General features: G+C 55.3%; 24 protein-coding genes and 4 tRNA genes. All 28 read right to left on the bottom strand.

All coding sequences use genetic code 11. The annotated features are described in order from the left end of the window. Nucleotides 1-4: 4 nt before the first annotated feature. The 28 genes from rpsC to birA all read right to left on the bottom strand — a co-directional run bounded on the left by rpsC (nt 5) and on the right by birA (nt 24675). A complete protein-coding gene (rpsC, locus tag AB1J88_RS23845) occupies nt 5-691 on the bottom strand; it encodes a 30S ribosomal protein S3 (RefSeq protein ID WP_003176422.1) in 687 nt (228 codons plus the stop codon). Nucleotides 692-704: 13 nt separating this feature from the next. Continuing rightward, a complete protein-coding gene (gene rplV / locus AB1J88_RS23840; protein WP_003103908.1) occupies nt 705-1037 on the bottom strand; it encodes a 50S ribosomal protein L22 in 333 nt (110 codons plus the stop codon). 11 nt (nt 1038-1048) lie between these two features. Beyond that, nucleotides 1049-1324: a 30S ribosomal protein S19 gene (gene rpsS, locus AB1J88_RS23835; RefSeq protein ID WP_003228731.1), complete on the bottom strand. Its 276-nt coding sequence runs from the start codon at nt 1322-1324 to the stop codon at nt 1049-1051. 16 nt (nt 1325-1340) lie between these two features. Then, nucleotides 1341-2165, bottom strand: coding sequence for a 50S ribosomal protein L2 (gene rplB, locus AB1J88_RS23830; RefSeq protein ID WP_003228734.1), 825 nt, complete (start codon nt 2163-2165; stop codon nt 1341-1343). Between the two features lie 14 nt (nt 2166-2179). Continuing rightward, on the bottom strand, nt 2180-2479 hold the full coding sequence (gene rplW, locus AB1J88_RS23825) for a 50S ribosomal protein L23 (protein ID WP_002555488.1): 300 nt from the start codon (nt 2477-2479) through the stop codon (nt 2180-2182). Further along, nucleotides 2476-3078 carry a 50S ribosomal protein L4 gene (gene rplD / locus AB1J88_RS23820; RefSeq protein ID WP_003228735.1) on the bottom strand — a complete coding sequence of 201 codons (603 nt, stop codon included), beginning with the start codon at nt 3076-3078 and terminating at the stop codon, nt 2476-2478. The genes rplW and rplD overlap by 4 nt, the downstream gene beginning before the upstream one ends. A gap of 12 nt (nt 3079-3090) precedes the next feature. Beyond that, complete coding sequence (gene rplC, locus AB1J88_RS23815; RefSeq protein ID WP_003228738.1) at nt 3091-3726, bottom strand: 50S ribosomal protein L3; 636 nt, start codon at nt 3724-3726, stop codon at nt 3091-3093. 80 nt (nt 3727-3806) lie between these two features. After that, nucleotides 3807-4118, bottom strand: a complete 312-nt coding sequence (gene rpsJ, locus AB1J88_RS23810) for a 30S ribosomal protein S10 (RefSeq protein WP_003186070.1) — start codon at nt 4116-4118, stop codon at nt 3807-3809. A 158-nt stretch (nt 4119-4276) separates the two neighbouring features. Next, nucleotides 4277-5470 (bottom strand): elongation factor Tu, encoded by a 1194-nt coding sequence (gene tuf, locus AB1J88_RS23805; RefSeq protein WP_024164425.1) that lies wholly within the window; start codon nt 5468-5470, stop codon nt 4277-4279. A gap of 31 nt (nt 5471-5501) precedes the next feature. Beyond that, the gene (gene fusA / locus AB1J88_RS23800) at nt 5502-7607 is read right to left on the bottom strand and encodes an elongation factor G (RefSeq protein ID WP_047296931.1); all 2106 of its coding nucleotides are present in this window, start codon (nt 7605-7607) and stop codon (nt 5502-5504) included. Between the two features lie 30 nt (nt 7608-7637). Next, entirely contained in the window at nt 7638-8111 is a 474-nt protein-coding gene (gene rpsG / locus AB1J88_RS23795) for a 30S ribosomal protein S7 (RefSeq protein WP_003228745.1), read from the bottom strand. Between the two features lie 107 nt (nt 8112-8218). Beyond that, a complete protein-coding gene (gene rpsL, locus AB1J88_RS23790; protein ID WP_003186084.1) occupies nt 8219-8590 on the bottom strand; it encodes a 30S ribosomal protein S12 in 372 nt (123 codons plus the stop codon). Nucleotides 8591-8805: 215 nt separating this feature from the next. Continuing rightward, nucleotides 8806-13005 (bottom strand): DNA-directed RNA polymerase subunit beta', encoded by a 4200-nt coding sequence (rpoC, locus tag AB1J88_RS23785; RefSeq protein WP_041074962.1) that lies wholly within the window; start codon nt 13003-13005, stop codon nt 8806-8808. A 63-nt stretch (nt 13006-13068) separates the two neighbouring features. Further along, nucleotides 13069-17142, bottom strand: a complete 4074-nt coding sequence (gene rpoB / locus AB1J88_RS23780; RefSeq protein WP_027614262.1) for a DNA-directed RNA polymerase subunit beta — start codon at nt 17140-17142, stop codon at nt 13069-13071. Nucleotides 17143-17363: 221 nt separating this feature from the next. Further along, nucleotides 17364-17729 (bottom strand): 50S ribosomal protein L7/L12, encoded by a 366-nt coding sequence (gene rplL / locus AB1J88_RS23775; protein WP_041074960.1) that lies wholly within the window; start codon nt 17727-17729, stop codon nt 17364-17366. Between the two features lie 74 nt (nt 17730-17803). Continuing rightward, nucleotides 17804-18304, bottom strand: coding sequence for a 50S ribosomal protein L10 (rplJ, locus tag AB1J88_RS23770; protein WP_003228752.1), 501 nt, complete (start codon nt 18302-18304; stop codon nt 17804-17806). Nucleotides 18305-18502: 198 nt separating this feature from the next. Next, complete coding sequence (gene rplA / locus AB1J88_RS23765; RefSeq protein WP_003228754.1) at nt 18503-19198, bottom strand: 50S ribosomal protein L1; 696 nt, start codon at nt 19196-19198, stop codon at nt 18503-18505. Then, on the bottom strand, nt 19198-19629 hold the full coding sequence (gene rplK, locus AB1J88_RS23760; RefSeq protein WP_003228756.1) for a 50S ribosomal protein L11: 432 nt from the start codon (nt 19627-19629) through the stop codon (nt 19198-19200). The genes rplA and rplK overlap by 1 nt, the downstream gene beginning before the upstream one ends. Before the next feature lie 117 nt (nt 19630-19746). After that, nucleotides 19747-20280, bottom strand: a complete 534-nt coding sequence (nusG, locus tag AB1J88_RS23755) for a transcription termination/antitermination protein NusG (protein WP_025113545.1) — start codon at nt 20278-20280, stop codon at nt 19747-19749. Between the two features lie 9 nt (nt 20281-20289). Beyond that, nucleotides 20290-20658, bottom strand: a complete 369-nt coding sequence (gene secE / locus AB1J88_RS23750; RefSeq protein WP_430292100.1) for a preprotein translocase subunit SecE — start codon at nt 20656-20658, stop codon at nt 20290-20292. Between the two features lie 45 nt (nt 20659-20703). Continuing rightward, nucleotides 20704-20779, bottom strand: a tRNA-Trp gene (locus tag AB1J88_RS23745). A gap of 53 nt (nt 20780-20832) precedes the next feature. After that, nucleotides 20833-22026 (bottom strand): elongation factor Tu, encoded by a 1194-nt coding sequence (gene tuf / locus AB1J88_RS23740; protein ID WP_024164425.1) that lies wholly within the window; start codon nt 22024-22026, stop codon nt 20833-20835. Between the two features lie 84 nt (nt 22027-22110). Further along, nucleotides 22111-22186 (bottom strand) — tRNA-Thr (locus tag AB1J88_RS23735). 26 nt (nt 22187-22212) lie between these two features. After that, nucleotides 22213-22286 (bottom strand) — tRNA-Gly (locus tag AB1J88_RS23730). A gap of 24 nt (nt 22287-22310) precedes the next feature. After that, nucleotides 22311-22395, bottom strand: a tRNA-Tyr gene (locus AB1J88_RS23725). A gap of 142 nt (nt 22396-22537) precedes the next feature. Beyond that, entirely contained in the window at nt 22538-22975 is a 438-nt protein-coding gene (locus tag AB1J88_RS23720) for a hypothetical protein (RefSeq protein WP_222018087.1), read from the bottom strand. 7 nt (nt 22976-22982) lie between these two features. Then, nucleotides 22983-23732 (bottom strand): pantothenate kinase, encoded by a 750-nt coding sequence (locus AB1J88_RS23715; protein WP_222018085.1) that lies wholly within the window; start codon nt 23730-23732, stop codon nt 22983-22985. Further along, entirely contained in the window at nt 23722-24675 is a 954-nt protein-coding gene (birA, locus tag AB1J88_RS23710) for a bifunctional biotin--[acetyl-CoA-carboxylase] ligase/biotin operon repressor BirA (RefSeq protein ID WP_198758936.1), read from the bottom strand. The genes AB1J88_RS23715 and birA overlap by 11 nt, the downstream gene beginning before the upstream one ends. Nucleotides 24676-24702 lie beyond the last annotated feature (27 nt).

The raw sequence follows: 24702 nt of genomic DNA, 5'->3' as shown, positions 1-24702 counted from the left end.
CCCCTTACTTAGCAGCTTTTTTACGAGGCGCTGGTGCTTGTGGCTTCAGCTCTTCTTGGCGACCACCAATTACTTCGCCTTTGAAGATCCAAACCTTTACACCGATCACACCGTAAGTGGTGTGAGCTTCGTAGTTGGCATAGTCGATGTCGGCACGCAGGGTGTGCAGTGGCACACGACCTTCGCGATACCATTCAGTACGTGCGATTTCAGCACCGCCGAGACGACCGCTCACTTGGATTTTGATGCCTTTGGCACCAATGCGCATGGCGTTCTGTACTGCGCGCTTCATAGCGCGACGGAACATTACACGACGCTCCAGCTGCTGAGCTACGCTCTGCGCAACCAGCATACCGTCGAGCTCCGGCTTGCGGATCTCTTCGATATTGATGTGCACAGGCACACCCATTTGCTTGGTCAGGTCCTGACGCAGTTTCTCAACATCTTCACCCTTCTTCCCGATAACGATACCTGGACGAGCGGTGTGGATGGTGATGCGTGCAGTTTGAGCCGGACGATGGATATCGATACGGCTTACGGACGCGCTTTTTAGTTTGTCTTGGAGATACTCACGCACCTTCAGATCTGCGAACAAGTAGTCCGCATAAGTCCGACCGTCTGCGTACCAGACGGAGGTGTGCTCCTTGACGATTCCCAGGCGAATGCCAATGGGATGTACTTTCTGACCCATCTCTTCGACTCCGTTACTTGTCAGCAACCTTGACAGTGATATGGCAAGACCGCTTGACGATGCGATCAGCACGGCCTTTGGCACGTGGCATGATGCGCTTCAGCGAACGCCCTTCGTTGACGAAAACGGTGCTGACTTTCAGGTCATCAACGTCTGCGCCTTCGTTATGCTCGGCGTTGGCTACGGCCGACTCCAGCACTTTTTTCATGATCTCGGCGGCTTTCTTACTGCTGAAAGCCAACAGGTTGAGCGCTTCGCCCACCTTCTTCCCGCGGATCTGGTCGGCGACCAAGCGGGCTTTCTGGGCGGAGATTCGAGCGCCCGACAACTTAGCGGCTACTTCCATTTCCTTACCCCTTAACGCTTGGCTTTCTTGTCAGCCACGTGCCCACGATAAGTGCGGGTACCGGCGAACTCGCCCAGTTTATGGCCAACCATGTCTTCGTTCACGAGAACTGGGACGTGCTGACGGCCGTTGTGTACAGCAATGGTCAGACCGACCATTTGTGGCAGGATCATCGAACGACGCGACCAAGTCTTAATTGGTTTGCGATCGTTCTTTTCCGCCGCCACTTCGATCTTCTTCAGTAGGTGAAGATCAATAAAAGGACCTTTTTTCAGAGAACGTGGCACTGTCGTATCCCTCTATTTACTTGCGACGACGGACGATCATTTTGTCGGTACGCTTATTACCACGAGTCTTCGCGCCCTTAGTCGGGAAGCCCCATGGCGATACCGGATGACGACCACCAGAGGTACGACCTTCACCACCACCATGTGGGTGGTCAACCGGGTTCATGGCAACACCACGAACGGTTGGGCGAACGCCACGCCAGCGTTTGGCACCAGCTTTACCCAGCGAACGCAGGCTGTGCTCGGAGTTCGAGACTTCGCCCAGGGTCGCACGGCATTCAGCCAGGACTTTACGCATTTCACCGGAACGCAGACGCAGGGTAACGTACACGCCTTCACGAGCGATCAGCTGAGCCGAAGCACCAGCGGAACGAGCGATCTGTGCGCCTTTACCTGGCTTCAGTTCGATGCCGTGTACGGTAGAACCGACTGGAATGTTGCGCAGTTGCAGAGCGTTACCTGGCTTGATTGGAGCCAGAGCGCCTGCGATCAGCTGGTCGCCAGCACTCACGCCTTTAGGGGCGATAATGTAGCGACGCTCGCCGTCTGCGTAGCAGAGCAGTGCGATGTGAGCGGTACGGTTTGGATCGTATTCGATACGCTCGACAGTGGCGACGATGCCATCTTTGTCGTTGCGACGGAAATCGACCATACGGTAATGCTGCTTATGACCACCACCGATGTGACGAGTGGTAATACGGCCATTGTTGTTACGACCACCAGTCTTCGATTTTTTCTCGAGCAGCGGTGCGTGAGGAGCGCCTTTATGCAGCTCCTGGTTGACCACCTTGACCACAAAACGGCGGCCAGGGGAAGTCGGTTTGCATTTAACGATTGCCATGATGCACCCCTTCCTTACTCAGCACTGCTGCTGAAATCGAGATCTTGGCCTGGCTGAAGGGAGATAACTGCCTTCTTCCAGTCATTACGCTTGCCCAGACCGCGAGCAGTGCGCTTGCTCTTACCCAGAACGTTTAGGGTAGTGACGCGCTCTACTTTCACGCTGAACAGGCTTTCGACGGCCTTCTTGATTTCCAGCTTGGTTGCATCAGTAGCAACCTTGAAAACGAACTGGCCTTTCTTGTCTGCCAGAACCGTAGCCTTCTCGGAAACGTGCGGGCCAAGCAGAACTTTAAATACGCGTTCCTGGTTCATCCCAGCAGCTCCTCGAATTTCTTCACGGCCGACACGGTGATCAACACCTTGTCGTATGCGATCAGACTAACTGGATCGGAACCTTGCACGTCACGTACATCTACGTGTGGCAGGTTACGAGCAGCCAGGTACAGGTTCTGATCAACAGCGTCCGACACGATCAGTACGTCGGTCAGGCTCATGTTGTTCAGTTTGCCCAGCAGATCTTTGGTTTTCGGAGTTTCAACAGCGAAATCCTGAACCACGACCAGACGATCAGTACGCACCAGCTCAGCAAGGATGGAACGCATTGCTGCGCGATACATCTTCTTGTTCAGCTTCTGGGAGTGATCTTGTGGACGAGCTGCGAAAGTGGTACCGCCGCCACGCCAGATTGGGCTACGGATAGTACCGGCACGAGCACGGCCAGTACCTTTCTGACGCCATGGGCGCTTGCCGCCACCACGAACGTCGGAACGGGTCTTCTGCTGCTTGCTACCTTGACGGCCGCCGGCCATGTAGGCCACGACTGCTTGGTGAACCAGCGTCTCGTTGAATTCGCCGCCAAATGTCAGTTCGGAAACTTCGATCGCTTGAGCGTCATTTACATTTAATTGCATGTCAGCTTCCCCTTAACCGCGAGCCTTGGCTGCTGGACGTACAACCAGGTTGCCGCCAGTAGCGCCAGGAACAGCGCCCTTGACCAACAACAGATTGCGTTCAGCGTCCACGCGCACTACTTCCAGGGACTGCACGGTCACGCGCTCAGCGCCCATATGACCGGACATTTTTTTGCCCTTGAATACACGACCAGGAGTCTGGCACTGGCCGATAGAGCCTGGGACGCGGTGGGATACGGAGTTACCGTGGGTGTTATCTTGCCCGCGGAAATTCCAACGCTTGATCGTACCCTGGAAGCCTTTACCCTTGGACTGACCGGTTACATCAACCAGTTGACCAGCGGCGAAGATTTCAGCGTTGATCAGATCGCCAGCCTGGTACTCGCCTTCTTCAAGACGGAATTCCATGGTGGTGCGACCAGCGGCAACGTTCGCTTTAGCGAAGTGGCCAGCCTGAGCTGCTGTTACACGCGAAGCGCGACGCTCGCCGACAGTGACTTGCACTGCACGATAGCCATCGGTCTCTTCAGTTTTGAACTGGGTGACGCGATTCGGCTCGATCTCAATGACCGTGACCGGAATGGAGACACCTTCTTCGGTGAAAATACGGGTCATACCGCATTTACGACCGACTACACCAATAGTCATGTTGTAAACCTCATGAGTGTACGGGGCTTTCACCCGCTATGGCCGCCCATTTCAGAGCGTTACACGACCAAGACCGAGTCTTAGCCGAGGCTGATCTGCACTTCCACACCGGCCGCAAGATCAAGCTTCATAAGTGCATCAACGGTTTTATCCGTCGGCTGGACGATGTCCAGAACGCGCTTATGAGTGCGGATTTCGTACTGGTCACGCGCGTCTTTGTTGACGTGCGGGGAAACCAGAACGGTGAACCGCTCTTTACGGGTAGGCAGTGGAATTGGACCACGCACTTGAGCACCAGTACGTTTCGCGGTTTCCACGATTTCCTGGGTTGATTGGTCGATCAGGCGATGGTCGAAAGCCTTCAACCTGATACGGATTTGCTGATTTTGCATTGGATTTCAGACTCCGGCTGCTATTCCCACCGGGCGCAATACGCCCGTTAAAAGGAGGCGCAATTCTATAGACGCCCCAGATAGGTGTCAACCCAATAAAAAAGCCCCCGCTGAGCGGGGGCTTTTTCAATTCATCAAGCAGACTCTATAAAAGAGAATTACTCGATGATTTTGGCTACGACGCCAGCGCCGACGGTACGACCGCCTTCACGGATAGCGAAACGCAGACCGTCTTCCATCGCGATGGTTTTGATCAGGGTAACAGTCATCTGAATGTTGTCACCCGGCATTACCATTTCAACGCCTTCTGGCAGCTCGCAGTTACCAGTCACGTCAGTAGTACGGAAGTAGAACTGTGGACGGTAGCCTTTGAAGAACGGAGTGTGACGACCGCCTTCTTCCTTGCTCAGAACGTAAACTTCTGCGGTGAACTTGGTGTGCGGCTTAACCGAACCTGGCTTGACCAGAACCTGACCACGCTCAACGTCGTCACGCTTGGTACCACGCAGCAGAACGCCGCAGTTCTCACCAGCACGACCTTCGTCGAGCAGCTTGCGGAACATCTCAACACCGGTGCAGGTGGTGGTAGTGGTGTCACGCAGACCAACGATTTCCAGTGCATCTTGAACGCGAACGATACCGCGCTCGATACGACCAGTCACAACAGTACCGCGACCCGAGATCGAGAATACGTCTTCGATTGGCATCAGGAATGGCTTGTCGATCATACGAACTGGTTCTGGGATGTAGCTGTCCAGAGTTTCAACCAGCTTCTTGACGGCAGTGGTGCCCATCTCGTTGTCGTCTTTGCCTTCCAGCGCCATACGAGCCGAACCGATGATGATTGGAGTGTCATCGCCCGGGAAGTCGTAGGTGGACAGCAGGTCGCGAACTTCCATCTCAACCAGTTCCAGCAGCTCAGCGTCGTCTACCAGGTCAGCCTTGTTCAGGAAAACCACGATGTACGGAACGCCTACCTGACGGGACAGCAGGATGTGCTCACGGGTTTGTGGCATCGGACCATCAGCGGCCGAGCAAACCAGGATAGCGCCGTCCATTTGAGCAGCACCGGTGATCATGTTCTTCACGTAGTCAGCGTGACCTGGGCAGTCAACGTGAGCGTAGTGACGGATCAGCGAGTTGTACTCAACGTGCGCGGTGTTGATGGTGATACCGCGAGCTTTTTCTTCTGGAGCGCTGTCGATCTTGTCGAATTCAACTACGGCCGAACCGAAAACTTCGGAGCAGACGCGAGTCAGAGCAGCGGTCAGAGTGGTTTTACCGTGGTCAACGTGACCGATGGTGCCAACGTTGACGTGCGGTAGGGAACGATCAAATTTTTCTTTAGCCACGACAATTAACTCCTAGCCTAAAGGGGCTGAATCAGCCTTGTTTTTTGGTTACGGATTCGACGATGTGCGACGGAGCCGTATCGTATTTTTTGAATTCCATAGAGTAGCTTGCGCGACCCTGGGACATGGAACGAACGTCGGTCGCATAACCGAACATCTCACCCAGTGGAACCTCGGCACGGATAACCTTGCCGGACACTGTGTCTTCCATACCCTGGATCATGCCGCGACGACGGTTAAGGTCGCCCATCACATCACCCATATAGTCTTCAGGCGTAACAACCTCTACCGCCATGATCGGCTCGAGCAACTCACCACCACCCTTCTGGGCCAGTTGCTTGGTCGCCATGGAAGCAGCCACTTTAAACGCCATCTCGTTGGAGTCGACGTCGTGGTAAGAACCATCGAACACGGTAGCCTTCAGGCCGATCAGCGGATAGCCGGCAACAACGCCGTTCTTCATCTGCTCTTCGATACCCTTCTGGATAGCCGGGATGTATTCCTTAGGAACCACACCACCTACTACTTCGTTCAGGAATTGCAGACCTTCCTGACCTTCGTCAGCAGGAGCAAAACGGATCCAGCAGTGACCGAACTGGCCGCGACCGCCGGACTGGCGAACGAACTTGCCTTCGATTTCGCAGTTCTTCGTGATGCGCTCACGGTACGAAACTTGAGGCTTGCCGATGTTGGCTTCGACGTTGAACTCACGGCGCATCCGGTCAACCAGGATGTCCAGGTGCAACTCGCCCATGCCGGAGATGATCGTCTGACCAGTCTCTTCATCAGTCTTAACGCGGAAAGACGGGTCTTCCTGAGCCAGCTTGCCCAGTGCGATACCCATTTTTTCCTGGTCATCCTTGGTCTTAGGCTCTACGGCAACCGAAATAACCGGCTCCGGGAAGTCCATACGAACCAGGATGATTGGCTTGTCAGCGTTGCAGAGGGTTTCACCAGTGGTGACATCCTTCATGCCGATCAGGGCCGCGATGTCGCCAGCGCGCACTTCCTTGATCTCTTCACGGGCGTTTGCGTGCATTTGCACCATACGACCCACGCGCTCTTTCTTGCCTTTAACCGAGTTGATCACGCCGTCGCCGGAGTTCAACACGCCCGAGTAAACACGGACGAAGGTCAAGGTACCCACGAATGGGTCAGTAGCGATTTTGAACGCCAGTGCCGCGAACGGCTCGTCGTCACTTGCGTGACGCTCCATTTCCTCTTCCTCGTTATCAGGGTTGGAACCCTTGATCGCAGGAATGTCGGTTGGAGCAGGCAGGAAGTCGATAACGGCGTCGAGAACCAGGGGAACGCCCTTGTTCTTGAACGAAGAACCGCACACAGCCAGAACGATTTCGCCAGCGATAGTGCGCTGACGCAGAGCAGCCTTGATCTCTTCGATCGACAGCTCTTCGCCTTCCAGGTACTTGTTCATCAGCTCTTCACTGGCTTCGGCCGCAGCCTCAACCATGTTGCTGCGCCACTCAGTAGCCAGCTCGAGCATGTCCGCAGGGATTTCCTTGCGAACAGGAACCATACCCTTGTCAGAGTCGTTCCAGTAAACAGCCTGCATGTTGATCAGGTCGATCTGGCCCTGGAAGTTGTCTTCCGAACCGATAGCCAGCTGAATCGGCACTGGAGTGTGACCCAGACGCTGTTTGATCTGACCGATCACGCGCAGGAAGTTGGCACCAGCACGGTCCATCTTGTTTACGTAAACAAGACGTGGAACGCCGTATTTGTTGGCTTGACGCCATACGGTTTCCGACTGAGGCTCAACACCCGAAGTACCGCAGAATACAACGACAGCGCCGTCGAGTACGCGCAGGGAACGCTCAACTTCAATGGTGAAGTCTACGTGGCCCGGGGTATCGATGACGTTGAAGCGGTGTTCGTGAGGATACTGCTTCTCGGAACCTTTCCAGAAGGCGGTGATGGCAGCAGAAGTAATGGTAATACCACGCTCCTGCTCCTGCACCATCCAGTCTGTGGTCGCGGCGCCGTCATGCACCTCGCCCATTTTGTGACTTTTGCCAGTGTAAAAAAGGACGCGCTCGGTGGTGGTGGTTTTACCAGCATCCACGTGAGCGACGATACCGATGTTACGGTAGCGACTAATCGGAGTAGTACGAGCCATAAAGCCCTCGCAAAATTAGTGAAGCTAAAATTAGAAGCGGTAGTGCGAGAAAGCTTTGTTGGCTTCGGCCATACGGTGCACGTCTTCACGCTTCTTAACAGCAGCACCCTTACCTTCAGCAGCATCCAGCAGTTCGCCAGCCAAGCGCAGAGCCATAGACTTCTCGCCACGCTTACGGGCGAAGTCTACCAACCAGCGCATTGCCAGAGCGTTACGGCGGGAAGGACGAACCTCGACCGGAACCTGGTAAGTAGCACCACCAACGCGGCGCGACTTCACTTCGACCAGCGGAGCGATGGCGTCGAGTGCTTTTTCGAAGAGTTCCAGGGGATCGGTGCCGGCCTTACGAGCCTTCACGGTTTCCAGGGCACCATAAACGATACGCTCGGCAACGGCTTTCTTGCCGCTTTCCATAACGTGGTTCATGAATTTGGCGAGGATCTGGCTTCCGTATTTCGGATCGTCCAGAATCTCACGCTTTGCTGCTACGCGACGTCTTGGCATGATAAGCCCTCAAGCGGTCTTCAGGTTAGTTCGGGACAGATCCAGTGGATGCAAGCCCGACCTTACTCTTATCGACTCAATAAAATGAAAATCTGCAAAACGGCCGATTACTTCGGACGCTTGGTACCGTACTTCGAACGACCCTGGTTACGGCCTTTAACGCCGGAAGTATCCAAGGAGCCGCGAACGGTGTGGTAACGAACACCTGGCAAGTCTTTTACACGACCGCCGCGGATCAGTACCACGCTGTGCTCTTGCAGGTTGTGACCTTCACCACCGATGTACGAGGAAACCTCGAAACCGTTGGTCAGGCGCACACGGCATACTTTACGCAGTGCCGAGTTAGGTTTTTTCGGCGTAGTGGTGTACACACGGGTGCACACGCCACGACGTTGCGGGCAGTTCTGCAGCGCAGGTACGTCGGATTTCTCGACGATACGCTTACGCGGCTGACGTACCAGCTGGTTGATAGTTGCCATCTACTAGCTCCACTGTTGTCTTGCGACGCTATTGTCTTGCAAGAAAAGCAAAATGGCAGGAACGGATTCCCGCCAAATTTAGGGGATCAAGAGTCTAAAGAGGATCTTGTCCCCAGTCAAGGCAAGGCCCCGACCTCCCCGCCCGTCAAACCTTGACAATTTGTCTCGATTCGACGAACGGAGCGATCAGGGCCTCAGCTTATTTACCGCAGAACTCAGTTACCGCTCGAGTTCAGCGCTTCGGTCAGTGCAGCTTCCACTTCACTGGCGCTTACGCGCAACGGTTTGTCCGCATCACGGCGACGCTTGCGCTCGCTGTGATATGCCAGACCGGTACCGGCCGGGATCAGACGACCCACGACCACGTTTTCTTTCAGGCCGCGCAGGTAGTCGCGCTTGCCAGTGACTGCCGCTTCGGTCAGTACGCGGGTGGTTTCCTGGAAGGAAGCCGCCGAGATGAACGATTCGGTGGACAACGACGCCTTGGTGATACCCAGCAGAACGCGAGTGAACTTGGAGACAAATTTGTCTTCCGCGTTCAGACGCTCGTTCTCTACCAGTACGTGAGTCAGTTCCATCTGGTCGCCCTTGATGAAGCTGGAATCGCCGGACTCGGAGATCTCAACTTTACGCAGCATCTGACGCAGGATGGTCTCGATGTGCTTATCGTTGATCTTCACGCCTTGCAGACGGTAAACGTCCTGGATCTCGTTCACGATGTACTTGGCCAGCGCGCTCACACCCAGCAGACGCAGGATATCGTGCGGATCGCTTGGACCGTCGGAGATAACTTCGCCGCGGTTTACCTGTTCGCCTTCGAACACGTTCAGGTGACGCCACTTCGGAATCAGCTCTTCGTACGGATCGCTACCGTCGTTCGGGGTAATGACCAGACGGCGCTTGCCTTTGGTCTCTTTACCGAACGCGATGGTGCCGCTGACTTCAGCCAGAATCGACGCTTCCTTCGGACGACGAGCTTCGAACAGGTCGGCAACACGCGGCAGACCACCGGTGATGTCGCGGGTTTTCGAAGTTTCTTGCGGGATACGAGCGATAACATCACCGATCGCAATCTTCGCACCGTCCGCAACACCGACCAAGGCGTTGGCTGGCAGGAAGTACTGAGCGATAACGTCAGTGCCTGGCAGCAACAGATCCTTGCCGTTGTCGTCGACCATCTTCACTGCTGGACGGATTTCCTTGCCCGCAGCTGGACGATCTTTCGCGTCGAGTACTTCAATGTTGGTCATACCGGTCAATTCGTCAGTCTGACGCTTGATCGTGATGCCTTCTTCCATGCCCACGTAGGTCACGGTACCTTTCATTTCGGTAACGATCGGGTGAGTGTGCGGATCCCACTTGGCCACGATTGCGCCAGCGTCGACCTTGTCACCTTCTTTAACCGAAATCACAGCACCGTACGGCAGCTTGTAACGCTCACGCTCACGACCGAAGTCATCAGCGATTGCGAGCTCACCGGAACGGGACACAGCAACCAGGTGGCCATCCACTCGCTCAACGTGTTTCAGGTTGTGCAGACGGACGGTACCGCCATTCTTCACCTGAACGCTGTCGGCTGCGGAAGTACGGCTTGCCGCACCACCGATGTGGAACGTACGCATTGTCAGCTGGGTACCCGGTTCACCGATGGACTGGGCAGCGATAACGCCGACCGCTTCACCGATGTTCACCTGGTGACCACGCGCCAGATCACGGCCGTAGCACTTGGCGCAAATGCCATAGCGGGTTTCGCAGCTGATCGGCGAACGCACGATCACTTCGTCGATGCTGTTCAGCTCGATGAACTCGACCCACTTCTCGTCTACCAGGGTACCGGCAGGAACGATAACGTCCTCGGTGCCTGGTTTGAATACGTCACGGGCAATAACACGACCCAATACGCGCTCACCCAACGGCTCTACAACGTCACCGCCTTCAATATGCGGAGTCATCAGCAGACCGTGTTCGGTGCCGCAATCGATCTCGGTTACAACCAGATCCTGCGCCACGTCTACCAGACGACGAGTCAGGTAACCGGAGTTCGCAGTTTTCAACGCGGTATCCGCCAGACCTTTACGAGCACCGTGAGTCGAGATGAAGTACTGGAGTACGCTCAGACCTTCACGGAAGTTCGCAGTAATCGGCGTTTCAATGATGGAACCGTCCGGCTTGGCCATCAGACCACGCATACCGGCCAGCTGACGAATCTGTGCTGCGGAACCCCGCGCACCCGAGTCGGCCATCATGTACATCGAGTTGAAGGACTCTTGGTCGACTTCGTCGCCGTGACGGTCGATGACTTTCTCTTTCGAGAGGTTGGCCATCATCGCCTTGGAAACTTCGTCGTTCGCCTTCGACCAAAGGTCGATCACTTTGTTGTACTTCTCGCCCTGGGTTACCAGGCCGGAGGCGTACTGGCTCTCGATCTCTTTCACTTCGTCGGTAGCGGCACCGATGATGCGGGCTTTTTCGTCCGGGATAACGAAGTCGTTAACACCGATGGAAACGCCGGAGATGGTCGAGTAAGCGAAACCGGTGTACATCAACTGGTCAGCGAAGATCACGGTCTCTTTCAGACCAACCACGCGGTAGCACTGGTTGATCAGCTTGGAGATCGCCTTTTTCTTCATCGGCAGGTTGACGACATCGTACGACAGACCTTTTGGCACAACCTGGAACAGCAGCGCACGGCCGACAGTGGTGTCGACGATACGAGTGTTGCTCACGCTGTTGCCGTCACGGTCATTGACGGTTTCATTGATACGAACCTTGACCTTGGCGTGCAGTGCGGCTTCGCCGGCACGGAACACACGGTCAACTTCCTGCAGATCCGCGAACACACGACCTTCGCCCTTGGCGTTGATCGCTTCACGCGTCATGTAGTACAGACCCAATACAACGTCCTGCGACGGAACGATGATTGGCTCACCGTTGGCTGGCGACAGAATGTTGTTGGTCGACATCATCAACGCACGCGCTTCGAGCTGGGCTTCCAGCGTCAGCGGTACGTGCACGGCCATTTGGTCGCCGTCGAAGTCGGCGTTGTACGCGGCGCAGACCAGAGGGTGCAGCTGGATAGCCTTACCTTCGATCAGTACCGGTTCAAACGCCTGGATACCCAGACGGTGAAGGGTCGGTGCACGGTTGAGAAGAACCGGGTGTTCGCGAATCACTTCAGCGAGAACGTCCCAAACCTCTGGCAGCTCGCGCTCGACCATCTTCTTGGCCGCTTTGATGGTGGTCGCGAGACCACGCATTTCCAGCTTGCCGAAAATGAACGGTTTGAACAGTTCGAGAGCCATCTTCTTCGGCAGACCGCACTGGTGCAGACGCAGGGTCGGGCCTACGGTAATTACCGAACGACCGGAGTAGTCAACACGCTTACCGAGCAAGTTCTGACGGAAACGACCCTGCTTACCCTTGATCATGTCAGCCAGGGATTTCAGAGGACGCTTGTTCGAACCGGTGATAGCGCGGCCACGACGACCGTTGTCGAGCAGTGCATCGACAGCTTCCTGCAACATACGCTTTTCGTTGCGCACGATGATGTCCGGAGCGGACAGATCAAGCAGGCGCTTCAAACGGTTGTTACGGTTGATCACTCGACGATACAGATCGTTGAGGTCGGAAGTCGCGAAACGACCGCCATCCAGCGGGACCAGTGGACGCAGATCTGGCGGCAGAACCGGCAGAACGGTCAGCACCATCCACTCTGGCAGGTTGCCGGAGCCCTGGAAGGCCTCCATCAACTTCAGACGCTTGGACAGCTTCTTGATCTTGGTTTCCGAGTTGGTTTGCGGAATCTCTTCGCGCAGACGGCCAATCTCGTGTTCCAGGTCGATAGCGTGCAGCAGTTCGCGGACAGCCTCGGCACCCATGCGGGCGTCAAAATCGTCACCGAACTCTTCCAGCGCTTCGAAGTACTGCTCGTCGTTCAGGAGCTGACCTTTTTCAAGGGTGGTCATGCCTGGATCGATAACGACGTAGCTCTCGAAGTAGAGAACGCGTTCAATATCACGCAGGGTCATGTCCATCAGCAGGCCGATACGGGACGGCAGCGATTTCAGGAACCAGATGTGGGCAACCGGCGAAGCCAGTTCGATGTGCGCCATGCGCTCACGACGAACCTTGGCCAGTGCGACTTCAACGCCGCACTTCTCGCAAATCACACCACGGTGCTTCAAGCGCTTGTACTTACCGCACAGGCACTCGTAATCCTTTACCGGGCCAAAGATCTTGGCGCAGAACAGACCGTCACGCTCAGGTTTGAACGTACGATAGTTGATGGTTTCCGGCTTTTTAACTTCACCGAACGACCACGAGCGGATCATCTCAGGCGAGGCCAATCCGATACGGATGGCGTCGAACTCTTCGACTTGACCCTGGTTTTTCAGCAAATTCAGTAGGTCTTTCAAGGCCTTTCCTCCTGGCGGAGCAGAGAGCGGGCAGTCCTGCCCCGCTCTCGATCGCGTCACGTGTTATTCGGTTTCCAGATCGATATCGATGCCGAGGGAACGAATTTCCTTGATCAACACGTTGAAGGACTCGGGCATGCCCGGCTCCATACGGTGATCGCCATCCACGATGTTTTTGTACATCTTGGTACGGCCGTTCACATCGTCCGACTTCACTGTGAGCATTTCTTGCAGAGTGTAAGCAGCACCGTATGCTTCCAGTGCCCAGACCTCCATCTCCCCGAAACGCTGACCACCGAACTGCGCCTTACCACCCAGCGGCTGCTGGGTAACCAGGCTGTACGAACCGGTAGAACGCGCGTGCATCTTGTCGTCTACCAAGTGGTTCAGCTTCAGCATGTACATGTAGCCAACGGTAACTGGACGCTCGAACTTGTTGCCGGTACGGCCGTCAGTCAGCTGCATCTGGCCGCTTTCCGGCAGGTCTGCCAGTTTCAGCATGGCCTTGATTTCGCTTTCCTTGGCACCGTCGAACACTGGAGTGGCCATTGGAACACCGCCACGCAGGTTCTTCGCCAGATCCAGGATTTCCTGATCGGAGAAGCTGTCCAGATCTTCGTTACGACCGCCGATCTGGTTGTAGATCTCGTCCAGGAAGGTGCGCAGCTCAGCGACTTTACGCTGCTCTTCGACCATCCGGTTGATCTTCTCGCCCAGACCTTTGGCCGCGAGGCCCAGGTGGGTTTCAAGGATCTGACCAACGTTCATACGCGAAGGTACGCCCAACGGGTTGAGGACGACGTCGACCGGAGTGCCATTGGCATCGTGCGGCATGTCTTCAACCGGCATGATCACGGAGACCACACCTTTGTTACCGTGACGACCGGCCATCTTGTCGCCCGGCTGGATGCGACGACGGATTGCCAGGTAAACCTTGACGATTTTCAGCACGCCTGGAGCCAGGTCATCGCCCTGCTGCAGTTTGCGCTTCTTGTCTTCGAACTTGTCGTCCAGCAGACGGCGGCGATCAACGATGTAGGCCTGAGCCTTCTCGAGCTGCTCGTTCAGAGCATCTTCAGCCATGCGCAGTTTGAACCACTGACCATGCTCAAGACCGTCGAGCACTTCGTCGGTGATGTCCTGACCTTTCTTCAGGCCGGCGCCGCCTTCAGCCTTGTGGCCTACCAGAGCGGAGCGCAGACGTTCGAAGGTCGCGCCTTCTACGATACGGAACTCTTCGTTCAAATCCTTGCGGATCTCGTCCAGCTGGGACTTCTCGATCGACAGAGCACGAGCATCACGCTCAACGCCGTCGCGGGTGAAGACCTGTACGTCGATGACAGTACCTTTGGTACCGGTAGGTACACGCAGGGAGGTGTCTTTAACGTCGCTGGCTTTTTCACCGAAGATCGCACGCAGCAGTTTTTCTTCCGGAGTCAGTTGGGTCTCGCCTTTCGGGGTGACCTTACCGACCAGGATGTCGCCTGCGCCTACTTCAGCACCTACGTAAACGATACCGGCTTCGTCCAGCTTGTTCAGTGCAGCTTCACCCACGTTCGGGATGTCCGCAGTGATTTCCTCTGGGCCAAGCTTGGTGTCACGGGCCACACAGGTCAGTTCCTGAATGTGGATCGTGGTGAAACGGTCTTCCTGAACCACACGCTCGGACAGGCAGATGGAGTCTTCGAAGTTGAAGCCGTTCCATGCCATGAACGCGATGCGCATGTTCTGACCCAGTGCCAGTTCACCCATGTCGGTGGACGGGCCGTCGGCCATGATGTCGCTACGCTGAACGCGATCACCCTTGCTCACCAGCGGACGCTGGTTGATGCAGGTGTTCTGGTTCGAGCGGGTGTATTTGGTCAGGTTGTAGATGTCGACACCAGCTTCGCCGGTTTCAACTTCGTCATCAGCAACACGAACCACGATACGGCTGGCATCAACGGAGTCGATCACGCCGCCACGACGAGCCACGACGCAAACGCCGGAGTCGCGAGCCACGTTACGCTCCATGCCCGTACCTACCAGCGGCTTGTCAGCGCGCAGGGTTGGTACAGCTTGACGCTGCATGTTCGAACCCATCAACGCACGGTTGGCGTCGTCGTGCTCGAGGAACGGAATCAGCGACGCTGCAACCGAAACTACCTGCTTCGGCGAAACGTCCATCAAGGTGACGTCTTCCGGCGCCTTGACGGTGAATTCGTTCAGGTGACGTACGGCTACCAGTTCGTCGATCAGGACTTTCTGCTCGTTCATGGTCGCCGAAGCCTGCGCGATCACGTGATCGGCTTCTTCAATAGCGGACAGGAACACGATCTCGTCGGTGACCACACCCTCTTTCACCACACGGTACGGGCTTTCCAGGAAGCCGTACTGGTTGGTGCGAGCGTACGCAGCCAGGGAGTTGATCAGACCGATGTTCGGACCTTCCGGCGTTTCAATCGGGCAGACACGACCGTAGTGAGTCGGGTGTACGTCACGGACTTCAAAGCCCGCGCGCTCACGAGTCAGACCGCCAGGGCCGAGTGCAGAGACACGACGCTTGTGGGTAATCTCGGACAACGGGTTGTTCTGGTCCATGAACTGCGACAGCTGGCTGGAACCGAAGAACTCTTTCACCGCCGCAGCCACTGGCTTGGCGTTGATCAGGTCTTGCGGCATCAGGCCTTCGCTTTCGGCCATCGACAGACGCTCTTTGACCGCACGCTCAACACGTACCAGGCCAACGCGGAACTGGTTCTCGGCCATTTCGCCTACGCAGCGAACACGACGGTTACCCAGGTGGTCGATGTCATCGACGATGCCTTTACCGTTACGGATATCGACCAGAGTCTTCAGGACCGCGACGATGTCTTCCTTGCACAGCACGCCCGAACCTTCGATTTCGGTACGACCGATACGACGGTTGAACTTCATCCGGCCGACCGCAGACAGGTCATAGCGCTCAGGGCTGAAGAACAGGTTGTTGAACAGGGTTTCGGCAGCGTCTTTGGTTGGCGGCTCGCCTGGACGCATCATGCGATAGATCTCGACCAGCGCTTCCAATTGGTTGCTGGTGGAGTCGATCTTCAGCGTGTCGGAGATGAACGGACCGCAGTCGATGTCGTTGGTGTACAGAGTTTCGATGCGAACAACGCCGGCCTTGGCGATTTTCGCCAGGACTTCGGTCGACAGCTCGGTGTTGCACTCTGCCAGGATTTCGCCGGTAGCTGGATGCACGATGACCTTGGCGGTGGTGCGACCCAAGACGTAGTCCAGAGGCACGTCCAGCTCTTTGATCCCGGCTTTTTCCAGCTGGTTGATGTGGCGGGCAGTAATACGACGGCCCTGCTCGACAATCACCTTGCCTTTATCGTCCTGGATATCAAGGACAGCCACTTCACCGCGCAGGCGCTGAGGCACCAGTTCCAGGCTCAGGCCTTCGCCTTTAACGTGGAATACGTTGGTGGTGTAGAACGCGTCCAGCACTTCTTCGGTGGTGTAGCCGAGCGCACGCAGCAGTACCGAGGCCGGCAGCTTGCGACGACGGTCGATACGCACGAATACGCAGTCTTTCGGGTCGAACTCGAAATCCAGCCACGAACCGCGGTAAGGAATGATGCGCGCGGAGTACAGCAGTTTACCGGAGCTGTGCGTCTTGCCGCGGTCGTGGTCGAAGAACACGCCCGGGGAACGGTGCAGCTGGGAAACGATAACACGCTCGGTACCGTTGATTACGAAGGTACCGTTCTCAGTCATCAATGGGATTTCGCCCATGTAGACTTCTTGCTCTTTGATGTCCTTGATCGCTTTGTTCGACGATTCTTTGTCGAAAATGATCAGGCGCACTTTTACCCGCAAAGGTACGGCGAAAGTTACACCGCGCAACACGCATTCTTTGACATCAAATGCCGGTTCGCCCAAGCGATAACCGACGTACTCCAGCGCAGCATTGCCGGAGTAGCTGATGATCGGGAAAACGGATTTGAAGGCCGCATGCAGGCCCACGTCGCGGAACTGATCTTTAGTCGCTCCCGCTTGCAAGAATTCACGATACGAATCCAGCTGGATGGCCAGGAGGTACGGCACATCCATGACGTCCGGCAACTTGCTAAAGTCCTTGCGGATACGTTTTTTCTCAGTATATGAGTAAGCCATCAGCGTTCCCCAGCTTGGTCACCTGCTTGTTTGGCCCCTCCCGACGGGAGCAGCCAGAAAATCGTGCAAACCCCATGGTTTGCGCCACCGCATCGGGTGGTTACAGCGCCTTTATCAGCACCGACCCAGTCGGCTGCCAATAACGGAAAAAGGCCGGTGGCAAGAGCCACCAGCCATCAGCCTGTCGCTTGACGCTCGGGCTGGAGGAGCAAAGTCGATACTTATTTCAGCTCGACTTTAGCGCCTGCTTCTTCCAGCTTCTTCTTAGCGTCTTCAGCAGCTTCTTTCGAAACGCCTTCAGCTACAACCTGAGGAGCGCCATCTACTTTCTCTTTGGCTTCTTTCAGGCCCAGACCGGTCAGTTCACGAACTGCCTTGATCACGTTTACTTTCTTCTCGCCGGCTTCAACCAGGACAACGTTGAACTCGGTTTGCTCTTCAACAGCAGCAGCAGCTACAGCTGGGCCAGCCGAAGCGGCAGCAGCGGTAACGCCGAAGGTTTCTTCCATCGCTTTGATCAGCTCAACGATTTCCACTACGGATTTCTGGCCGATTGCTTCGATGATTTGTTCGTTAGTCAGAGACATGACTCAATTCCTGAATTGGGGGACGGCCTACGCGACCATCGAAATAAACAAAAAACGCGAGAAGTCGACGAGCCTTAGGCTGCGGCAGCTTCTTTCTGGTCGCGAATTGCCGCCAGAGTACGAGCCAATTTGCTGGTAGCGCCTTGAATCACGCTCATCAGCTGAGAAATTGCTTCGTCACGGGTCGGCAGAGTTGCCAGTACGTCGATCTGATTAGCTGCGAGGAACTTGCCCTCGAACGCAGCTGCCTTGATCTCGAACTTGTCCTGACCCTTGGCAAACTCTTTGAAGATACGGGCAGCAGCGCCCGGATGTTCGTTCGAGAATGCAATCAGGGTCGGGCCGGTGAACACGTCGTTGAGGACACTGTATTCAGTGTCAGCAACAGCGCGCTTGAGCAGGGTGTTACGTACAACACGTACGTAAACGCCAGCTTCACGAGCCTCTTTACGGAGTCCGGTCATTGCGCCTACTGTTACGCCACGGGCATCAACCACGACAGCGGACAGAGCGACTTTGGCAGCCTCGTTGACTTCAGCGACGATGGCCTTCTTGTCTTCGAGATTAATTGCCACGGGTTTAACTCCTGCTTGTTACCGTTTCACTCGGTCGAAACCGAATGTCGTTTTGGTGTCTGATTCGGTAAGGAACCGGGAGCACCATCTGCGTAGGCTTATGGTTTAAGACTTGCGTCGCCTACGGTCTTGGATAGCCCCCGCCAGGCAGGGACCCCAATCTTTCAATTGACGCGATCAAACGCGCCAACCTTTGTCTTACGCGTCCAGCGAGCTCTGGTCGATAACCAGACCTGGGCCCATAGTGGTGCTCAGGGTAACGCGCTTGACGTAGATACCTTTCGAAGAAGCTGGCTTGATACGCTTCAGATCAGCGATCAGGGCTTCAACGTTTTCCTTCAGCTTGACGGCATCGAAGCCGATCTTGCCAACGGAAGTGTGGATGATGCCGTTTTTGTCGGTGCGATAACGAACCTGACCAGCCTTGGCGTTTTTAACCGCGGTAGCTACGTCTGGAGTTACGGTGCCGACTTTCGGGTTAGGCATCAGGCCACGTGGACCGAGGATCTGACCCAGTTGACCTACAACGCGCATGGCATCCGGGGATGCGATCACTACGTCATAGTTCAGGTCGCCGCCTTTCATTTCGGCAGCCAGGTCGTCCATACCTACACGGTCAGCGCCGGCAGCCAAAGCGGCCTCAGCAGCTGGACCCTGGGTGAACACAGCAACGCGAACGGTCTTGCCAGTGCCGTGTGGCAGCACAGTAGCGCTACGAACAACCTGGTCGGATTTACGCGGGTCTACACCCAGGTTTACAGCAACGTCGAACGACTCGCTGAACTTGACAGTCGACAGCTCAGCCAGCAGAGCAGCAGCGTCTACAATGTTGTAGGCCTTGCCTGCTTCGATTTTGCCGGCGATAGCCTTTTGACGCTTGGTCAGCTTAGCCATTACACACCCTCCACGTTAAGGCCCATGCTACGAGCAGAACCGGCGATAGTACGCACGGCTGCATCCATATCAGCTGCAGTCAGATCCGCGTTTTTGGTTTTCGCGATTTCTTCCAGCTGAGCACGGGTAACAGTCCCAACCTTAACGGTGTTCGGACGAGCGGAACCGCTGGTCAGACCGGCCGCCTTCTTCAGCAGAACCGAAGCAGGGGTGGATTTGGTTTCGAAAGTGAAGCTACGGTCGCTGTAGACAGTGATGATCACTGGAGTCGGCAGACCTGCTTCAAGACCCTGAGTACGGGCGTTGAAAGCCTTGCAGAATTCCATGATGTTCACGCCGTGCTGACCCAGAGCAGGACCAACAGGTGGGCTTGGGTTAGCCTGAGCGGCCTTCACTTGCAGCTTGATGTAAGCGGTAATCTTCTTGGCCATGAGGCACTCCAATTACGGGTTCGAACGCCTCGAAAGGCTCCCCGGTTACTTGCGCGTTTATCCCAGTGACGACAAAACCCCACAGCCTAGGGCTGCGGGGTTGGGATGCTTGTTCAGTTAGACCTTTTCGACCTGACTGAACTCTAACTCTACCGGGGTAGAGCGACCGAAAATAAGCACTGCCACCTGGACACGGCTCTTTTCGTAGTTAACTTCTTCGACGGTGCCGTTAAAGTCAGCGAATGGACCATCGGTAACACGAACCACTTCACCCGGCTCAAACAGAGTCTTCGGCTTCGGCTTATCACTACCATCGGCCACGCGACGGAGAATGGCTTCCGCCTCTTTGTCGGTGATTGGAGCAGGCTTGTCGGCGGTACCGCCAATGAAGCCCATCACCCGAGGAGTATCCTTGACCAAGTGCCAAGTACCCTCGTTCATATCCATCTGTACCAGCACATAACCTGGGAAGAACTTACGTTCGCTTTTGCGCTTCTGGCCATTACGCATTTCAACCACTTCTTCAGTGGGAACCAGAATTTCGCCGAAGCCATCTTCCATGCCAGCCAGCTTAACGCGCTCAATCAGCGAGCGCATGACATGCTTCTCGTAACCCGAGTAAGCATGCACAACGTACCAACGCTTAGCCACGGGACACCCTTAGCCGACAATCAAGGAAACAAGCCAGCCGAGCAGGGAATCAACACCCCACAACAGCAACGCCATAACGATAACCACAGCAACAACAATCAACGTTGTCTGCGTAGTTTCCTGGCGAGTTGGCCATACGACTTTACGAATCTCGGTGCGCGCTTCCTTAACCAGTACGAAGAACGACTTGCCCTTTGCAGTCTGCAGGCCTACAAAGGCAGCAACAGCAGCAATCACGAGCAGTGCGAGTACACGGTACAGGATCGGCGAAGCAGCGTAATACTGATTGCCAACTACACCCACAACCACCAAAGCAGCTACCACAAACCACTTTAGTAAATCGAAGCGAGAGCCTTGAGCTTCAGCCTTAGGAGTCATCTATGAAGATCCTGTGAAAAGAAAGCCAGACACACTGAGTGAATCTGGCAGGTCAGGAGGGAATCGAACCCCCAACCTACGGTTTTGGAGACCGTCGCTCTGCCAATTGAGCTACTGACCTAAAACAAAATCAGGCCGACCATTATGCCGGCCCGAAAAATACATTACAACCGCTTATTCGATGATTTTAGCCACGACACCAGCGCCGACGGTACGACCGCCTTCACGGATAGCGAAACGCAGACCGTCTTCCATCGCGATGGTTTTGATCAGGGTAACAGTCATCTGAATGTTATCACCTGGCATTACCATTTCAACGCCTTCTGGCAGCTCGCAGTTACCAGTTACGTCAGTAGTACGGAAGTAGAACTGTGGACGGTAGCCTTTGAAGAACGGAGTGTGACGACCGCCTTCTTCCTTGCTCAGAACGTAAACTTCTGCGGTGAACTTGGTGTGCGGCTTAACCGAACCTGGCTTGACCAGAACCTGACCACGCTCAACGTCGTCACGCTTGGTACCACGCAGCAGAACGCCGCAATTCTCACCAGCACGACCTTCGTCAAGCAGCTTGCGGAACATCTCAACACCGGTGCAGGTGGTGGTGGTGGTGTCACGCAGACCAACGATTTCCAGTGCGTCTTGAACGCGAACGATACCGCGCTCGATACGACCAGTCACAACAGTACCGCGACCCGAGATCGAGAATACGTCTTCGATTGGCATCAGGAATGGCTTGTCGATCATACGAACTGGTTCTGGGATGTAGCTGTCCAGAGTTTCAACCAGCTTCTTGACGGCAGTGGTGCCCATCTCGTTGTCGTCTTTGCCTTCCAGCGCCATACGAGCCGAACCGATGATGATTGGAGTGTCATCGCCCGGGAAGTCGTAGGTGGACAGCAGGTCGCGAACTTCCATCTCAACCAGTTCCAGCAGCTCAGCGTCGTCTACCAGGTCAGCCTTGTTCAGGAAAACCACGATGTACGGAACGCCTACCTGACGGGACAGCAGGATGTGCTCACGGGTTTGCGGCATCGGACCATCAGCGGCCGAGCAAACCAGGATAGCGCCGTCCATTTGAGCAGCACCGGTGATCATGTTCTTCACGTAGTCAGCGTGACCTGGACAGTCAACGTGAGCGTAGTGACGGATCAGCGAGTTGTACTCAACGTGCGCGGTGTTGATGGTGATACCGCGAGCTTTTTCTTCTGGAGCGCTGTCGATCTTGTCGAATTCAACTACGGCCGAACCGAAAACTTCGGAGCAGACGCGAGTCAGAGCAGCAGTCAGAGTGGTTTTACCGTGGTCAACGTGACCAATGGTCCCTACGTTGACGTGGGGCAGGGAACGATCAAATTTTTCCTTAGCCATCGATAACACCCTCAACAGAAGAATTAGACGAACGATATCTACCATTAAAACAAAGGCAGATATTTTCATATCTGCCTTGTTATATGGAGCTCTTGAGCGGATTTGAACCGCTGACCTCACCCTTACCAAGGGTGTGCTCTACCAACTGAGCTACAAGAGCGTAACACTTTGCACAACCTGCAAACTTGGAGCGGGTAGCGGGAATCGAACCCGCATCATCAGCTTGGAAGGCTGAGGTTCTACCACTAAACTATACCCGCGGAGCTTGCAGCTCACGCTAAAAATGGTGGAGGGGGAAGGATTCGAACCTTCGAAGTCGTAGACGTCAGATTTACAGTCTGATCCCTTTGGCCGCTCGGGAACCCCTCCTAAGCGAGCCGGCATTCTATACTATGCCAGCCTTCTGTCAAGCATTTTCTCATTAAAAACCTGAGGTTAGCTGCATTGACACCGCTCCGCGCTGACCACCTGTTTAGGTGTTCGCTGTGGAGCGGGCGCCATTCTATGCAAACTATTCCAGCGGTGCAACCCCCTCACACAGCATTATTTTATGTTTTAACTCATTGAATTCCTTGGAAAGGTTCTGCAACTGCACATCCCCCAATAAACGCTGGCTTTCGGGCGCAATGCGCAACCAGTAACCAAGCTCGGGGAGATCCTTTTGCGACGCCTGAACCTTCACTCCCAGGGCCGCTAGACGCAGCTGCAGCGCGGAAATGCTGCTTTCTTGAGTCAAACCACCCAAAAACAGACACTCCTGTCCGCCACGGCGCGCGCCCTGCCCTCCCCCAGAGTCACCATTCGCCTCACTCAATAAGCGAATATCTTGTTGAGACCCGCGGTAGATGCTGAGGGGCGTGACATCTTTCGCACGCAAGGGTGCTTCCTGCTGATGCCAGACGTAATAAAACACATTGAGAACAACGAGCAGCAGGAACAACCAACGCATACAAACCTCAAGTTAAAGGACAGGCCATCGCCAACCCTATGAATACCAGGTCAGGGACGATCCGCGCTTCAGGCACAACGTCCGCCACCAACAGAGCATCGCCACCGGTAATAAAAACAGTAAAGCGCTCTCCCCAATAGGATCGAGCCATTTCCATCTGGGTCAGAACGAAACCTCTCAACATTAAAGAGCATCCACGCTCCACCGCTTCGACGGTACTGCGCCCCGGAGCATGGCTCGTCAGCGCTCTTTCGGCAGCCGAGTCCCCATAACGGATTTTCCGGGTATGCGTACGCAATTGGTTACGCATCAAGGGCATCCCTGGGCAAATGAATCCCCCAAGGTGCTCACCTTCGGCATTAATAAAGTCGGCCGTCACTGCAGTGCCGAAATCCAGAATCAGACAGGCGCCCGCAGCCAAATGAAAGCCACCAAGCATCGCCAACCAGCGATCTAGCCCCAGGCGTTCATACTCGTCATAGCCATTCTTGACACCAGACATCTCACTGGCCGACTTGGCGCACACGGCCGAGACACCGAACTCCTGCTCAAGAATCCGGGTGAGCGCGGCAGTTTCTTCGCTGGTTCTTACGCTCACCAATCGACATTTACGCAACGACAGGCTGTCAAATGCGCTCAAGCTATCCACCAAAGCTTGATCCGAGTCGACAACACCCTCCGCGAAAAGACCGCCAGCGGCCGTATTCAATACCCGCCACTTGATAAAGCTATTCCCACAGTCGAGCTCAAGAATCATCACGCAACCTCAGGCTGAGCTCACCACCACTAAAAACTTTTTCCACGCCGTCCACCTTCAAGCGCAGCGCACCTTGGCTATCAATGCCAAGCACAACGCCTTCTATATGACTAACGCCGGCAATCAAAGAAACCGGGCGACCTTGCCACATGTGATCCTTTTCCCACTCTTCCTGGAACGCAGAGAAACCATCAACCTGATGGCGCTGGATATAGCCGCGTAGCTGCTCGCTCAGCTCAGCTACCAAGAGGTTGCGATCGCAGCTTTTGCCCGTTTCCAGTCGTATCGACGTCCATTGCTGGTCAACTTCCTCGGCAACCTGCATGTTTACATTAACGCCAATACCCAGCACCACATGGCAAACATCTGCAGGATCCCCGACCAGCTCAAGAAGAATACCGGCGATTTTCTTGTCTCCGACCAGCACATCGTTGGGCCACTTCAATCCTGCGCCCGCCACCCCCAACTTTCGCAAGGCGTGCATAACAGCCAAACCGACCACCAGACTCAAGCCCTCAAGCTGACGCATGCCACCTTCTATGCGCAGAACCAGGCTGTAGTAGAGATTTTCAGCAAAAGGGCTTACCCACTTACGTCCACGGCGACCACGGCCGGAAATCTGTCGCTCTGCCAATACCAGAAACGGTGCCGCTCGACCTTGATTGATCGCGCGAAGCGCCTCTGCGTTAGTGGAGTCAATGGAGTCAAAGACTGTAATCGGCCAAACCGCTGCCAAGGCACCAATCTTCAGGGGGTCGAGCAGCGTCAGGGGCGCAGCCAGTTGATAGCCTCTGCCCCGGACTTTGTTAATTGACAATCCGAGCTCAGCCTCAAGATGCTGAAGCTGCTTCCACACCGCGCTTCGACTGATTCCCAAGGCAAGCCCCAAGGCCTCACCGGAATGGAATCGACCATCCTTTAAAAGATTCAACAACGTCAGCATGCAGGTCTCGCCTCACAATGAGGCCCG

Origin of the sequence: Pseudomonas sp. S8, assembly GCF_050473925.1 — a bacterium.
Classification (GTDB): Bacteria; Pseudomonadota; Gammaproteobacteria; order Pseudomonadales; family Pseudomonadaceae; genus Aquipseudomonas; species Aquipseudomonas parakoreensis.
Note: the sequence above shows the minus strand (reverse complement) of the source record. Positions and strands in the feature narration are given on the sequence as shown.